Raw genomic sequence first — 13985 nt, 5'->3', positions numbered from 1 at the left:
AATGTTAGTTAAGGTAAAAATGAATAAAGCTATAAGAGACTTTTTAGAAAGTGATCTTATTTATAATTTAAACGTTTTAGGTGTAATAGATAACATGCCTGATGCAGAAATATATGTGGATGATGAAAAAGCTCCTAAGGGAGTAATGGTTAGAAAGGATTATTTTAACTATATATACTCAGAAGATGATGGATTCATAGATGAAATGCTAGAAAGTCACTTTGCTGAAGGATTTTTTGGATTCTCAGGACTCAAGAAATCCATAGCAGAAAAAATTAGAAGCAGATTTATGAATTCATGGGAAAGCAAGTGCACTCTTTATTACTTACCTGAAGGTGCTTTAGATTTAAGCTTAATCAAAACTCCTGTTAGGGATATAGATATAAAGGATGCTGAAGTAGTTGATAAGTATTACACTTATAGGTCACCTTGGAGCATTCATGAAATAAGGGAGAATATAACAAATAGACCTTCTTCAGCAGTATATGTGGATGGAGATATTGCTTGTTGGGTATTAATTCATAAAGATGATTCTATGGGAATTATGTATACCAAAGAAGAGCACAGACAAAAGGGCTATGCGGTGGATGTAACCATTGATCTTGCAGAAAAAATCATTAAAAGAGGAAAGATTCCTTATCTACAAATTGTTGAAGGAAATAGCATGTCTCCAGGACTTGCTAACAAGTGTGGATTTATTCCCCATGGAAAATGTGAATGGTTTGGAATAATTGTAGGAGTTCCTAATGATTTTGTAGAGTTATCTAAGAAGGGAGAAGAAATCCTAATAAATGAGCTTTCACCAGAGCTTAAAAAGGTTATGAACCTTCAAGACTTCACAGAAAAACATCTATATAATGCCACCTTTGAATTAAAGAAAATAGAACATGAACTTGAAGGTTTTAAAGTTGAAAAGGCTGAAAGTAAGAATGATATAAAGAAATGGTGTGAAATTGTAGCTTCAAGTTATTGTTGTAGTAAAGAGAAATATAAACAGTTTAATGATGAACTTCTTAATACAGTTACTAAAGAAAATTCATTATTTAATTTATGGATAGGATACTTAAATGGAAGTGGAGTTTCGGCAATAGCTACGTTAGTTTATGAGGAGGAGATTTGCGGGCTTTACTTTAACTCAACTGTAGCTGAAGCTAAAAATCAGGAAATTGAAAAAGCCACTATACTAGAAGCTTTAAAATTAGAAGATAAAAACTATATAGAGTTTGTTGTACTTCAAACTTCTAAAGAAAAAGTAGGGCTATATGAAGACTTGGGATTTATGGTAATACCAGAAGAGAAATTAGTTTAACTTAAATATGTGATACTTATTAAACATATTGCTATTAGCTTTGTATTAAATCTGGGGATAGAAAGAGTTTATATAGGGGGAATAGGTTATGAATATTAATATTAGGGAATTATCAGAGGATTTATTTTTAACTACAGCTAAAATGATTACAGAATTAATGAATTACCATAGGAAATTGAATAATGCTCCTAAAAAATACTGGCAAACAGATGAAGAATCCAAAGAAACCTTAGAGTATTGGAAAGAGGAAGGAACTGTTTACAATGTATTTTTAGATGATGAGGCAGTTGGATTTTTCTATGTGAGATTTGGCGGTCAGAATGTAGCTTGGTTGGAAGACATATTTATATCAGAGCAATATAGGGGTAAGGGTATAGGTAGATTTGCTATGGAAAAATTAGACGAGTTAATGATTGAGAAAGAAGTAGTTGCAATGTTTGTAGATGTTATACCACGTAATACCAGTGCTATCAAACTATACAAAGAATGTGGATTTGACCACTTAAATTTAATTCAACTAAGAAAAAACTATGACAAAAAATTAGATAAAGATGAAGAAATAGATTTACTGGGGTTTAATTTTAAAAAGTATTAGATGGATTAGCTAGTAACTAGTATTAGAGTACTACTTCTTGTCCAGAGAATAATTAGTATTGGAAGTGTTGATGTAATGTTACAAGAAGAAATATTGCAGTTTATAGGAAACATATCCCCTCAAGCAAGGGACTATGTACAAAGTTCTTTTAAAAATATTGAGGTATTATACTCTTTGATTACAGATAAAAACAGTGGTGTATTTATAAAAGTTAATAGTGAGGAGTGTTGTATTTTTTATGCATCTTTTCTTAATGAAGATAACATAGAAGATATTCTAGAGATAATCAAAAATAAAACTAATGAATATACCTCAAAAATAGGTTCAAAAGAAGTGTGTTTTAATGTATATGGAAATAATCTCAAAATAATTAATTTAGTAAGAAGGTTAGGCTTTAAAATAGATATTGAAGGATACTACCTTGAATATGGAAATAAAGAAATACCTCAACTAAAAAATAGTAATTTAACAGTTAAAGGCTTTGAAAGAAGTATGTTAAAAGAATATGTTCATTTATTTGATAGTGCATATTATCAAATAAATATAGATAATCATTGGGAAATAAATAGCTATGCTAAAAATCAAGAACAATTTCATGAAAAACTTAACACTTTGAATAAACATAACCAAGTTTATTCATTTTGGATAGATAAGGAATTGATTGGAGCTTACATTTTAAAAGAGAACTATATTATGGATTTTGTTGTAAATCCAATATATCAAAACAAAGGGTATGGAAGTTATATGTTAGCACACTGTATAAAAAATATGAAAGAAAATAAGGCTATTGAAAAAGTAAGACTTGGAGTGGTAAAAACAAATGCTGCTGCTAAAAGGTTTTATGAAAGAAATGGGTTTGTTGAGATTTCATGCTATTCAGAACACACATATAGATAAGGATATAAATGGTTAATACCCTTAGGGGTAAGTCAGGAGGAATTATTATGAAAATCCAAAAAATAAAAAATAGAGGTGTTTTATTTACATATACTACCTCTTTAGGGTGGGATTTAAATATTCATCTAATTATGGGCGAAAAATATAATTATATCATTGATACAGGATTAGGTTCTTTAAGTATGGAGCCAATTAGGGAATATATAAAAGATAGCAATAAACCTATTATTGTAATAAATACGCATTATCATTGGGATCATGTGTGGGGAAATGGTTCATTTCAAAATTGCATAATTATATCTCATAAATTATGTAGAGAAATCATTGAATCAAAATGGGAAGAGATGATGGATAAGAATAAGCAGTATTGCCAAGGGGAAGTAGAAATGTATCTTCCTAACTTGGTTTTTGAACAGGAGCTTTACTTCCCAGAAGATAAAATAAGAATTATATACACACCAGGGCATACCATTGATTCCATAAGTGTAATAGATGAGGAAGAAAAAGTGATTAATGTAAGTGATAATATTGGGGATAATCTTGATGAAATTATTCCTAATATTTATTGTGAAAAAGAGCTTTATCATGCCACTCTTTTAAAGTATATGGATATGGATTTTGATACTTGTATATCAGGCCATAATGTAATTTTAGGGAAGGAAATTATTGAGAAAATATTGAGTATTCTATAATAATTTCTACCATTAAAGAACTTTTAATTTATTGCTATGCAAAGAGTAAAAGTAAGCAGTATGAGGAGGAGTAAAATGGAAAAATTTCTTTTATTAAAAATACAAGAACATATGATTGATGAATGTGTGGATTTATTTATTGATACATTCACTAAAGAACCGTGGAATGATATTTACGAATCAAGAGAACAAGTAGTGAAGTTTTTTGAGAATCATTTTAAAAATAACTATTTTGTAGGTTATGCAGCTATGCTAGACAATAAAATGGTAGCTTTAAGTATTGGAATGAAAAAGCCCTGGATAAACGGGTTTGAATATTATATTGATGAATTTTGTGTTAGTTATCACATGCAGGGCAAGGGTATCGGAAGCTGGTTTATAAGCGCAATAGAAGAAAATATTAAAGAACAAGGAATGAATGGAATAATGTTAAACACAGAAAAAGAGTATCCATCACAAAAATTCTATGAAAAAAATGGATTTAAAACACTTGGTGACTTAATAATTCTTGTTAAGTAGCATGGAAGTTAAATAGAGTTATATTTGAGAGTTTAATCATTTATTTATATTAGATAATCAATGTACAATACTAAGGATTACGAGTATATAAAGTTTGATAAATTGGAGGTAGTATATGGATGTTTCACATATTGTTGAAAGAATTAATGATCTTTTTGATATAGCAAATAAGGAAGTCTTTTTTAGTGAATCTGGGGTTACGTACCATACAGATAGAGAAGTTAAAAAAATGGGATACTGTGTTAACCTAACCTTGGAGACTATAGAGGAAGCAAGAATTCATGGAGTTGATATGATGGTGACACACCATCCTGCATGGGAAGAAATATATGGGTTAAAAGAGGCGTGTTTAGAAAAGTTAGCAGAGTATGGTATAAGTCATTACTATAATCACTTACCCCTTGATGACTGCAACTTTGGCACAAATGATAGTTTAGTAAAAAAATTAAATTTAAGAAATGTAAAAAAAACTCATGAATGGGAAGGGTTATATTTCGGTAGAATCGCTGAATACGATGAAGAAATTGAATTCAATGAACTAGTAAAAAGTATTGAAAATCTACTTGAAGAACCCGTTAAATCTTGGAGGTTTAATAATAAAAGAGTTAAGCGAGTGGGTGTACTCTGCGGTAATGGAGGACCAACAGCTTGCATTAGGGAAGCTGTAGAAAATAAGTGCGATGTATACATTACAGGTGAATGTAATTTATATACCATTGAATATGCTCAGCTTAAAGGGATAAATCTTGTCGTTGGAAGTCATACTTTCACAGAAATCTTCGGAATTGAAAGTTTAGCATTGAAGCTGAAGAAAAATATAAAAGAACTTGAAGTAGTGAGACTTAATGAAAAGCATTATGAAGCCAATATAAAATGAGATGAAATAATAGATGTATGAAAGTTGATAGGTAATTTTATAAGGGGGTTAAATTATGGAATTGATAAAAGTTGCAGAGGCGTTCATTGAAAAAATAAGGAAGGATTATCCTGATGATATATCAATTGTTGCATTGTGTGGTTCATACGTATATAACGACATTCATGATAAATCTGACCTTGATTTTTATTTCATTCCTAAAACAGAACGTGGCTATCAGGTAGCTAAAACTTTTATCTTAAATGATATCAGTTTTGATTTTTGGGGATTATCTTGGGATAGAGCTACCTCAATGGCAAATTATAACGAAGAAAATGTTTCTATTATCGTAGGTTCGCAAGTAGTGTATTATTCATCTGAAGAAGATTTAGAAAGATTTAGGGAGTTACAAAAAATCGGAGAACAAATTAGCAAATTTGAGTTTCGTAAAAAGGCAATAGTTCAATTAGAAAAAAGTTATAATATTTACTTTGATATGCTTAGTTACAGTAATGACTTACATAGAGTTAAGTTAAAAGCAATAGAAATACTTCGCATTTTATCATATGCTATTGCGCTTTTAAACTGTACTTTTGTAAGAAGAGGTTGGGGTAAGTTGATGTCTGAAATTTGTGATATGAACTTTGTTCCTATGGATTTTCCTTTGCTCTACGAAAACATATTGCAAAGTTATGATTGTAAGGAATTACTCTGTAAATCTCAGCAAATAATCATAAATACAAAAGCGTTAATTGATTCTCAAACTCCAAAAACTATGCCATCAGATTTTACAAAGGTATTTAATGGTTTTTATGAAGAAGAAAAATCCTATTACAATAAAATAATCCATGCATGTGAAATTGGAGATTATCAAACAGTGGTATTAGCAACTGCATCATTGGAAAATATTATTATTGATTTTTTAAATGAAACTGGAACAAGTTATAATGGATTTCCAAAACTCTTAACTGCTATAAATAATGCAAGTTTAATTGAATTTATAAGCTTGATAAAATCACATGAAAGATATTTTATAAACTTACTTAAAAGTAAGAATGTGGATATTGTTAGTTATCAATGTTTAGATAGCCTTATAAATGACATTAAGTAATGATTAAAATTTAAGATTAGGGATGATAAGTTGGAAATGAAAAATGAAAATACAGAAAGTGAATTTAGAATATTTAATGGAGATATATTTTTAAGAGATATGTGTATGCAGGATATCAATGATTATATCATATGGAATACCACTGAAGTTGAGTGGCAGGATTGGGATGCTCCATGGGAAAAAGAAGAAGTAAATATTGAAGATCTAAAAAATAGTTTATTAAAAAGATTAAATAAAACAGTTCCAGAAATAAGAAGACGACTAGAGATATGTACTGTAGAAGGAAGCCATATAGGTTGGGTTTCATCTTATAACATTGACGGTAATAAAGAAAGACTTGCAGTAGGGATTGATATTCCAAGCAAAAGTTATAGAGGTAAAAACATGGGGAAGTCAGCTCTTATTCTGTTTATTTCATATCTGTTAAAAGCAGGATTTTTATCAGATATATATACACAAACTTGGTCAGGTAATTATAGAATGATAAGTCTTGCAGAAAGCTGTGGATTTAAGATTGTAGCTAGTGAAATGAATTGTAGAGAGGTTAGAGGGAGTAGGTACCATGGACTGACATTTAAACTTAATAAAGACTTATTCTGGGATAGGTTTAAACACCTGGAATAATAGATATAAGAAAGTTGATAGTTGATTTTAAATTAAGGGGGAATTTTTGTGAGAGAAGCGGCATATGAAAATTATTTTTGGCAAAATGAAAAGATAAGATTAAGACCTTGGAGAGAAGAAGATTGGGAGTGCCTCTATAATACTGGATTTGATACATCCTTAGGTAGGTTAGCAGGATATAGAGTTAGTTTTCCGCCAACAGCTTCAGAGGCAAAAGAGTATAGCAAGGAAGTTGAAAATTGCAAAACAAAAGATGGCAGAACAGTTTTTGCTATGGAAACCCTAGATGGTGTACATGTGGGAAGAATAATTTTTTCCTTAGATGAGGAAAGACACGGCACCTTTGGAATTGGACTTAGGATTGCTAAAGAATATCAAGGCAAAGGTTATGGGATAAGTGCAATGAAGATACTTTTGCAATATGGCTTCATGGAAAGAAGACTAAATAAATGTTCAGCTACTGTTTTAGAAACCAACGAGGGTAGTATTAAATTGCATAAAAAGCTGGGGTATGACCAGGAGGGTTTACTTAAGGAAAGCATTTATATGAATGGAAGCTATCATAATGAGATATGTTTTGGCTTAACAAAGACAATGTATTTAAAGAGTATAAGTAATACATGCGAAAAATCGGAGCACAGAGAATATTGCTAGGAAATTAATGGGGGATAAAATGATGGGGATTGAAAATTTAATTATTAAATCCGCAACAAGCGAAGATATAGAGGGAATATGCATTTTTGAAAAGCAAGCACGAATCACTGAGCCAGATGTTCTTGGTTGGGAATTGGATGAAGTTAGCTATAAGGAAAAACTGCATAGTGCAAAGCTTGAAGAATTAAAAAACACTAAAATCATAATTGCAAAACAGGATGATATTGTCATCGGAAGATGTGATATTTCAATAATGTTAAGCCTTGTGGATTTTGAAAAAATGGGATATGTGGAGTGGATATACACTTTAATTGATTATCGTGGTAAGGGCATAGGAAAAAAGCTACTTAATGGAGCTGAGAACTATTTCAAAAGTGAAGGAGTAAGTAAGTTTTTCTTATTTACGGCATCTAATGAGCAAGCACAAGAATTCTATCATGGGAATAATGATTTAACTTTCTCAAATAAGGAAGTGGCGGAGAAGGAAATAAGCTAAGAATAATCTTGAATCTAAACTTTGGACATGAATTGAAGTGAGAGGATCAAAGGGTGGTGCAGAGGAATCCAGTTATAGTTAAATGCATGTATTTAAGTTTTGCTATATATGAAGTTTAGTGAAAATTGAAAACTTAAAATTTAAAGTAGAAAGTATGTGGGGTTATATGAGAATAATGTTTTTGGGTACCTCTGCTGCAACATCATGTCCGTTGGTTTTTTGTAATTGTACAGTATGTAAAAATGGTAGAACTAAAAAAGGAAAAGATATTAGAAAAAGGTCATCCTTGCTTATAAATGAAGATTTACTCATTGATTTAGGACCAGATGTTCCAACTTCTTCTTCTATGTACAATATTGATTTGACAAAGGTTAAGTATATATTACAAACCCATGGACATTCTGACCATTTTGATGCAGGACATTTAATAACACGTCTTCAGGAGTATGCACCAGAAAATGTAGAAAATATTAGTTTATTAGCATCTAAAGGGACTATAAAGTCCTTAAATAGACGGCTCAAAGCTGAGGAGCCTGATGCCAATTTGTTTGATGAAGATTGGCAACGTAGACTGTCTATGGACATTAGGTATATGGATAATGGGGATTGTATTAAGCTTGGTAGATATTTCATTACAGCCGTAGAATCTTTACATGATATTAGTGAGAATTCATTAATATATGTGGTTAATTCCAATGAAAAAAGTATTTTATATGGAACCGATTTGTTAAGGTTATCTGATAGAGCATGGGATACTTTAAAAAGGTTTGAACTTGATGTAGTTATACTTGACCATACATATGGAGAAGGTTTTAATGCAGGAGGACATCTAGATTCAGGACAAGTAATTGATATTATCACAAAAATGAAAATTGAAAAAATAATACATGAAAACAGCATGATTTATGCAACACATATATCACATGAGGGAAATGATATTCATGAAGTAATGGACAAATTAGTGAATAAAAATGGATATCATATTGCTTATGATGGGTTGGAGTTAAATTTATAAATTTTCTTTTATGTTAATTAAAAGTAATTGCATACACAAACCTAATAACTAGGGAAGTTAGAGGGTATAGGTACATGGAAATTTAAAAAATTATTAGGGATCATTAAATAGGTTATTATACCATAAGTAAAATTATGTGGAGGAAACTATGATTATTAAATTTAAAAATAAAATAATCTTTGGTGAAAAGATTGATGGTATAAATTATATTCGGAGGGAAGGAGTATATGGGGTAGCATTTAATGATGCTGGGCAGGTAGCAGTACTTAAAAATGAATATGGTTATTTTTTGCCCGGGGGAGGATTGGAAGATGGAGAAAAACTAGAAGAATGCCTAGTAAGAGAGTTCAATGAAGAATTAGGATGTAGTATATTTATTGATAAATTTATTGGAGAAGCATCCAAATATTATTTTTCTGAAGCATTCAATCAATATAGACATCCTGTTGGATTTTTCTTCAAAGTAATTATTAAGAATGATGATTTAGAATCAATGGAAAAAGATCAAGTCTTAATTTGGATGTACCCACATGAGTGTATAGAACTTTTACATGAACACCAAGGTTGGGCAGTATCAGAAGTAACAAAGCAAATAAATTAATTTTGAATCTTATTAATTAGAGATTAAACTGTGAAAGGCTTTTGGAAAAGAATAATAAAAAAAGCAGAAACAAAATAAGCAAATATTTTAGGGGGATAACATGGAACAGGAAAAAATAATACAACAGGAAATGTATAAAAGAGCCACTGAACTTATTTTAAAAAGATATCCAAAGGGCTGGGGTGGAGCAGCAGTAATTCATTCAGAGGATGGACAATATTTTACTAGTGTTTCAATTGAAACAGCAAATAGCAGCGTAGATTTATGCATTGAAGTAGGATCAATGTGTGAAGCTCATAAATATAACGTCCGTGTGACTCATTGCTTATGTGTTGTGAGAGATGATGAAAACAGTCAATTTAAGGTACTTTCTCCTTGTGGAGTTTGCCAAGAGCGGTTACGTTTTTGGGGAACAGATGTTAAGGTCGGAGTTACTACTCCAGACAATACTCTGAAGTTTGTATCATTAAATGAATTGCAGCCATACCATTGGACAAATGCATATCAACCAGAAGAATTAGAGCATTTTCAAGATTAGATATAAAGAAACAGTCAAGTTAATATCTGATTTTGAATGGGAAATAATCCAGCATTGAAAATTTATGAACACATAGGATTTATTAAAAATAAAACAATCAACGATATGTATTTAATTAATGACTAAAGTGCAAAAATAAATTATATGGGGGAATTAATCATGGAAAGATATAAAAATATAAATTCAATTGAAGAAGTAAAGAAAGTTCTTGGAGATTTTCAAGAGCTATACAAATGTAAAGATATTAAAAAGGTTGATAATTATGTAGACGAAGAATTTTCTTCAAGGGAGGATCTTGCAGTACTTGGTAGTAGCATGGGGCAGTGGTGTTTTAATACTGAGGATATAAAAACGCTTATAAAATCTCATCTGGCTAATGAAAATAACTATTGGAAGGATGTAAATTTCAAATTTCAAGAGGCTAAAATTTTTGCAGATGAAAATGTAGCATGGGTAGTTTCTCTTGGGGTTATTAGAAACACAATAACTGAGGATGAATATATTGAAAATACAATTAAGAAAGTAAAAGAACTATTAGACAGGGAAGATAGAAGCAAGGTAGATGCCCTTAAAGCAGCAAGTCAAATGGCTAATACATTAAGACAGATAGAAAAAGGTGAAAATTATATATGGCCTGTTAGGTTTACTTGTGTGCTTATAAAGGAAAATCAAGCTTGGAAGTTCCATCAGATGCAGTTTTCCTTTGATTCTGAGACATGGCCAGATAGATTAGATGATGAAACTTATATTAAAAGTATATTTGAAATGCCTGAAGTAAATTCAAAGGCTAAGTATGAAGAAGTAAGAAATACCATTCAAATACTTCAAGATGGATATATAAAAAGAGATGTAAATTATGTTGATGAATATATGAAGGAAGTTTTCCTGCTCAATGAAGACTTAATAGTAATAGGTACAGATGCAGATGAGCTTTGCCTTGGGGTTGAGGCAGCTAGAGGAATTGTTGAATCTGATTGGAAGTACTGGGGAGACTTTAAGTTTAATGTAGAAAATGCCTTGATTTCAGTTAATGGGGATGTTGCTTATTTTACTACAAAAGCATTTTTAGAAAGAAATATAACCGCTAAAACAATGCTTGGCTGGGTCAATTCCTCAAATAAATATACATTTAGCTCTGAGGAGGCACCTAAACATAAATTGTTGGAAGCTCTTAATGATACTATCGGGTATATGTACGAGATGCAGAAAGGTGAGACCTTTATTGTACCAATGAGGTTTTCGGGAGTATTGGTGAGAAAAGATGGTAAATGGCTTGTTCAACATCTTCAGTATTCGGACTACAATGAGGGCATGCCAGAAGTAAGAAAGTTTGAATAATGGAGTCATCCCTCATTGTAAATCTTAAGTCTTTTGTAATTTATGGTGAACTAGAGGGATTTTAAATATATTATATGGTAAAAGTAATGAAAGAGATTTCTATTAATAAAGATGATATTAAGGGTAGAATCCATGAGTGGGGAGAGATGATTATATGGATATAAAATTTAAAAATTATTGTAAAGATGATTATTTTAAGGTTAGTGAGCTTCTTATAAAAATATCAAAGCAGAGTGAACAGCACATTAATTGGAATTGGGCTAGATGGGGATGGATGATTCATCATGCTGAATTTGATAATAGTATATCAGATAAAATAGGAATGTGGTTTGATGAGAATGAATTAATTGGAATAGCTACCTATGACCATCTTTTAGGTGAATCAATTTTTCTTGCAGATGAAAGGTATAAATTTCTAGAAGAATACATGCTGAAATATTGTATTGAGAATTATATGGATGAAAATGGCCTTGGAATAGCAATTAATGATGCAGATAAAGAATCAATTGAATTATTAAAAAGAAATAGTTTCGAAGTAAATGAAAATGAAGAGAATATATTACAAGTAAATCTAGAAACAGTTGATCTTAAATATGCTATTCCTGAAAATATAAAGATTAGTAATGTTAAGAGCTTAGATGATGTTTTTAACTATAATAAAGTACTATGGCATGGTTTTGATCATGAAGGTGATGCACCTGAAGATGAAGAAACCATAGCAAAGTTTAGAAAAATGCTTTCAGCACCTCAAAACAACTTTTATTTAAATGTGGTTGCTAAGGACGGAGATAATTGGGTTGCCTTCTGTGCTTGCTGGTATGATAAAAGTACGGATTATGCATATGTGGAACCTGTATGTACTGTAAATGAATATAGAAGAAAAGGAATTGGACAAGCAGTTGTATTAGAAAGTTTAAAAAGATGTAAAGAATTAGGGGCTAAAAAAGCTTATGTAATATCAACGGATGAGTTTTATAAAAACTTAGGATTTCAGCAACATTCACATTACACTTTTTATTGGTATAAAGAATGTAAGAATTAGAGCATTACCAAAGGTAGTTGAGAGAACATGCAACTTAGCAATATGGTTTTTATCAAGGTGAATTGTATGAAAATTATATTATAAAAAGATTAGTAACATTCTAAAGGGGGCTGGGAGAAAATGAGTGAAGTTATAGTTCATGAAATGAAATATTATGGTGGGGAAGTAAGTTCTGATGTCAGCTTAGTTAATTATTGTGATGATTACTATGAGGATTATCGCAAAATTTGTTGTGATTGTTTTCGTAGTTTAAGTTTAGCTACAAATTTAGACCCTGATGAATTTTACACAAGAGAAGACATGATAAAAAAGAAGGATACAGTTTATCTTATGTTCATTAAGGAAGAAATGGTAGGCTCTGTGGAGATACATGATAATATAATAGATCATCTCTTTGTAAATGAAAAGTATCAAAAAAGAGGATATGGGAAGACGCTTTTACTCTTTGGGATTAACTATTTACAACAACTTGGAGTTAAGGACATTATCTTGTATGTGGCAGATATAAATAAAGAGGCTGTTCAACTTTATTTGAATAATGGGTTTAAAATTACAAAAACAACAAAAGAACATTGGGGGAATTGATTTTTGTACAACCCTACTTTTGAAATTATGCCTCCTGAAAGAGATAGATTTGAGAAGCTTAGAGAAGAATTTGGAATTAGTTTGGAGATGTGAAAAATGAAAACTTTGTTATTGAAGAAGGTACGAGAGAAGAGATAATTTTAGTTAATAATAGTTTGGTTGATTATAACTTATCCAAGGTTCCGCCAATAAGAGAACCTTACTTTACACCAATAAATAGAGTCATAAAGGGTGAAAGTGGAGAAGTATTAGCAGGACTTATAAGTATGATATACGGATGGGATTATCTCCATATAGATATTTTATGGGTTAAAGAGGACTGTAGAACTAGTGGTTATGGTTCTGAACTTTTAAAATAAGCAGAAAAGGCAGCAAAGGAAATGGGGTGCAAAATGATAACCTTAGAAACTTTTGAATTTCAAGCAAAGGATTTTTATCTTAAAAATGGATATGAGATTTTCGGAGTATTAGAGAATTGTCCCTTTGAATATAACACTTATTATATGAAGAAGAATATTTAGCGGTATGGGTGTAAGAAAATCAATATTATATTTTTAGAAGGAATTTGTTATGTTAATTAAAGAAAATGATTTAATTATTAGAAATGCAACCTTAAAGGATGCAGCAATTCTAGGAAAATGGTGGCGTGATGGTAAGGTTATGGCCCATGCAGGATTTCCAAAGGGGATTTCTATATCTGATGAAGAAATAGCTAAAAAACTTTCAAAAGATACAGATGAAGGTAGTCGCACATTAATTTGTGAGTATGAAAATGTGCCAATTGGTGGAATGAATTATCGAAATAAAGGTAATGGCATAGTAGAAATAGGAATTAAAATTTGTGATGTGAATAAGCAAGAGAAAGGCCTTGGAACACGGCTATTAAAAATGCTTATTACTTCATTATTTGAAGACTTTGGCTACTCAAAGGTAATATTAGATACAAACCTAAATAATAAAAGGGCACAGCATGTTTATGAAAAACTAGGTTTTCGTAAGGTTAGAGTTAATTATAATTCTTGGAAAAATCAACTTGATGAATTACAATCGTCAGTTGATTATGAGCTGACAAAGAATGTTTTTAGCAAGTCTATAAGGTGATTCATAAAAGGG

19 protein-coding genes are annotated in these 13985 nt (G+C 30.8%); all 19 read left to right on the top strand.

All coding sequences use genetic code 11. The features are described from left to right. Position 1 precedes the first annotated feature (1 nt). The 19 genes from J2Z44_RS12755 to J2Z44_RS12670 all read left to right on the top strand — a co-directional run bounded on the left by J2Z44_RS12755 (position 2) and on the right by J2Z44_RS12670 (position 13973). The gene (locus J2Z44_RS12755) at positions 2 to 1309 is read left to right on the top strand and encodes a GNAT family N-acetyltransferase (RefSeq protein ID WP_031271514.1); all 1308 of its coding nucleotides are present in this window, start codon (positions 2 to 4) and stop codon (positions 1307 to 1309) included. An 88-nt stretch (positions 1310 to 1397) separates the two neighbouring features. After that, positions 1398 to 1904 carry a GNAT family N-acetyltransferase gene (locus J2Z44_RS12750; RefSeq protein ID WP_021283649.1) on the top strand — a complete coding sequence of 169 codons (507 nt, stop codon included), beginning with the start codon at positions 1398 to 1400 and terminating at the stop codon, positions 1902 to 1904. A gap of 75 nt (positions 1905 to 1979) precedes the next feature. Continuing rightward, positions 1980 to 2801 carry a GNAT family N-acetyltransferase gene (locus J2Z44_RS12745; protein ID WP_021283650.1) on the top strand — a complete coding sequence of 274 codons (822 nt, stop codon included), beginning with the start codon at positions 1980 to 1982 and terminating at the stop codon, positions 2799 to 2801. 47 nt (positions 2802 to 2848) lie between these two features. Then, positions 2849 to 3493, top strand: coding sequence for an MBL fold metallo-hydrolase (locus J2Z44_RS12740; protein ID WP_021283651.1), 645 nt, complete (start codon positions 2849 to 2851; stop codon positions 3491 to 3493). A gap of 75 nt (positions 3494 to 3568) precedes the next feature. Beyond that, entirely contained in the window at positions 3569 to 4012 is a 444-nt protein-coding gene (locus J2Z44_RS12735) for a GNAT family N-acetyltransferase (protein WP_021283652.1), read from the top strand. Between the two features lie 115 nt (positions 4013 to 4127). Beyond that, the gene (locus tag J2Z44_RS12730) at positions 4128 to 4889 is read left to right on the top strand and encodes a Nif3-like dinuclear metal center hexameric protein (protein WP_021283653.1); all 762 of its coding nucleotides are present in this window, start codon (positions 4128 to 4130) and stop codon (positions 4887 to 4889) included. Between the two features lie 55 nt (positions 4890 to 4944). Next, entirely contained in the window at positions 4945 to 5979 is a 1035-nt protein-coding gene (locus tag J2Z44_RS12725; RefSeq protein ID WP_021283654.1) for a hypothetical protein, read from the top strand. Between the two features lie 36 nt (positions 5980 to 6015). Then, the gene (locus J2Z44_RS12720; RefSeq protein WP_152513261.1) at positions 6016 to 6603 is read left to right on the top strand and encodes a GNAT family N-acetyltransferase; all 588 of its coding nucleotides are present in this window, start codon (positions 6016 to 6018) and stop codon (positions 6601 to 6603) included. A gap of 48 nt (positions 6604 to 6651) precedes the next feature. After that, entirely contained in the window at positions 6652 to 7257 is a 606-nt protein-coding gene (locus J2Z44_RS12715) for a GNAT family N-acetyltransferase (protein ID WP_021283656.1), read from the top strand. 22 nt (positions 7258 to 7279) lie between these two features. After that, the gene (locus J2Z44_RS12710) at positions 7280 to 7753 is read left to right on the top strand and encodes a GNAT family N-acetyltransferase (protein WP_021283657.1); all 474 of its coding nucleotides are present in this window, start codon (positions 7280 to 7282) and stop codon (positions 7751 to 7753) included. A 166-nt stretch (positions 7754 to 7919) separates the two neighbouring features. Beyond that, the gene (locus J2Z44_RS12705; RefSeq protein WP_161624470.1) at positions 7920 to 8768 is read left to right on the top strand and encodes an MBL fold metallo-hydrolase; all 849 of its coding nucleotides are present in this window, start codon (positions 7920 to 7922) and stop codon (positions 8766 to 8768) included. 148 nt (positions 8769 to 8916) lie between these two features. Beyond that, positions 8917 to 9369: an NUDIX domain-containing protein gene (locus tag J2Z44_RS12700; RefSeq protein ID WP_209649626.1), complete on the top strand. Its 453-nt coding sequence runs from the start codon at positions 8917 to 8919 to the stop codon at positions 9367 to 9369. Between the two features lie 100 nt (positions 9370 to 9469). After that, positions 9470 to 9907 (top strand): cytidine deaminase, encoded by a 438-nt coding sequence (locus J2Z44_RS12695; RefSeq protein ID WP_021283660.1) that lies wholly within the window; start codon positions 9470 to 9472, stop codon positions 9905 to 9907. Between the two features lie 159 nt (positions 9908 to 10066). Further along, positions 10067 to 11245 (top strand): nuclear transport factor 2 family protein, encoded by a 1179-nt coding sequence (locus J2Z44_RS12690; protein ID WP_021283661.1) that lies wholly within the window; start codon positions 10067 to 10069, stop codon positions 11243 to 11245. Positions 11246 to 11399: 154 nt separating this feature from the next. After that, positions 11400 to 12287, top strand: a complete 888-nt coding sequence (locus J2Z44_RS12685; RefSeq protein WP_021283663.1) for a GNAT family N-acetyltransferase — start codon at positions 11400 to 11402, stop codon at positions 12285 to 12287. A gap of 120 nt (positions 12288 to 12407) precedes the next feature. After that, a complete protein-coding gene (locus J2Z44_RS12680; protein WP_021283664.1) occupies positions 12408 to 12872 on the top strand; it encodes a GNAT family N-acetyltransferase in 465 nt (154 codons plus the stop codon). Positions 12873 to 12961: 89 nt separating this feature from the next. Beyond that, positions 12962 to 13231: a GNAT family N-acetyltransferase gene (locus tag J2Z44_RS21975; protein ID WP_021283666.1), complete on the top strand. Its 270-nt coding sequence runs from the start codon at positions 12962 to 12964 to the stop codon at positions 13229 to 13231. A 33-nt stretch (positions 13232 to 13264) separates the two neighbouring features. Continuing rightward, entirely contained in the window at positions 13265 to 13393 is a 129-nt protein-coding gene (locus J2Z44_RS21970) for a hypothetical protein (protein ID WP_021283667.1), read from the top strand. Between the two features lie 49 nt (positions 13394 to 13442). Then, positions 13443 to 13973 (top strand): GNAT family N-acetyltransferase, encoded by a 531-nt coding sequence (locus J2Z44_RS12670; RefSeq protein WP_021283668.1) that lies wholly within the window; start codon positions 13443 to 13445, stop codon positions 13971 to 13973. The last annotated feature ends 12 nt before the right edge of the window (positions 13974 to 13985 follow it).

The sequence above is a fragment of the Clostridium punense genome (assembly GCF_017874425.1).
Taxonomy (GTDB): domain Bacteria; phylum Bacillota; class Clostridia; order Clostridiales; family Clostridiaceae; genus Clostridium_J; species Clostridium_J punense.
This window is presented reverse-complemented; position numbering and strand designations above follow the sequence as displayed.

What these genes read in the sequence shown, in the direction of transcription:
- J2Z44_RS21970 (WP_021283667.1), top strand. Translation starts at nt 13,265, where the DNA reads ATGATAACCTTAGAAACTTTTGAATTTCAAGCAAAGGATTTTTATCTT.
- J2Z44_RS12740 (WP_021283651.1), top strand. Translation starts at nt 2,849, where the DNA reads ATGAAAATCCAAAAAATAAAAAATAGAGGTGTTTTATTTACATATACT.
- J2Z44_RS12680 (WP_021283664.1), top strand. Translation starts at nt 12,408, where the DNA reads ATGAGTGAAGTTATAGTTCATGAAATGAAATATTATGGTGGGGAAGTA.
- J2Z44_RS12690 (WP_021283661.1), top strand. Translation starts at nt 10,067, where the DNA reads ATGGAAAGATATAAAAATATAAATTCAATTGAAGAAGTAAAGAAAGTT.
- J2Z44_RS12700 (WP_209649626.1), top strand. Translation starts at nt 8,917, where the DNA reads ATGATTATTAAATTTAAAAATAAAATAATCTTTGGTGAAAAGATTGAT.
- J2Z44_RS12695 (WP_021283660.1), top strand. Translation starts at nt 9,470, where the DNA reads ATGGAACAGGAAAAAATAATACAACAGGAAATGTATAAAAGAGCCACT.
- J2Z44_RS12670 (WP_021283668.1), top strand. Translation starts at nt 13,443, where the DNA reads ATGTTAATTAAAGAAAATGATTTAATTATTAGAAATGCAACCTTAAAG.
- J2Z44_RS12720 (WP_152513261.1), top strand. Translation starts at nt 6,016, where the DNA reads ATGAAAAATGAAAATACAGAAAGTGAATTTAGAATATTTAATGGAGAT.
- J2Z44_RS12730 (WP_021283653.1), top strand. Translation starts at nt 4,128, where the DNA reads ATGGATGTTTCACATATTGTTGAAAGAATTAATGATCTTTTTGATATA.
- J2Z44_RS12705 (WP_161624470.1), top strand. Translation starts at nt 7,920, where the DNA reads ATGAGAATAATGTTTTTGGGTACCTCTGCTGCAACATCATGTCCGTTG.
- J2Z44_RS12750 (WP_021283649.1), top strand. Translation starts at nt 1,398, where the DNA reads ATGAATATTAATATTAGGGAATTATCAGAGGATTTATTTTTAACTACA.
- J2Z44_RS12745 (WP_021283650.1), top strand. Translation starts at nt 1,980, where the DNA reads ATGTTACAAGAAGAAATATTGCAGTTTATAGGAAACATATCCCCTCAA.
- J2Z44_RS12725 (WP_021283654.1), top strand. Translation starts at nt 4,945, where the DNA reads ATGGAATTGATAAAAGTTGCAGAGGCGTTCATTGAAAAAATAAGGAAG.
- J2Z44_RS12735 (WP_021283652.1), top strand. Translation starts at nt 3,569, where the DNA reads ATGGAAAAATTTCTTTTATTAAAAATACAAGAACATATGATTGATGAA.
- J2Z44_RS12710 (WP_021283657.1), top strand. Translation starts at nt 7,280, where the DNA reads ATGGGGATTGAAAATTTAATTATTAAATCCGCAACAAGCGAAGATATA.
- J2Z44_RS12755 (WP_031271514.1), top strand. Translation starts at nt 2, where the DNA reads ATGTTAGTTAAGGTAAAAATGAATAAAGCTATAAGAGACTTTTTAGAA.
- J2Z44_RS12685 (WP_021283663.1), top strand. Translation starts at nt 11,400, where the DNA reads ATGGATATAAAATTTAAAAATTATTGTAAAGATGATTATTTTAAGGTT.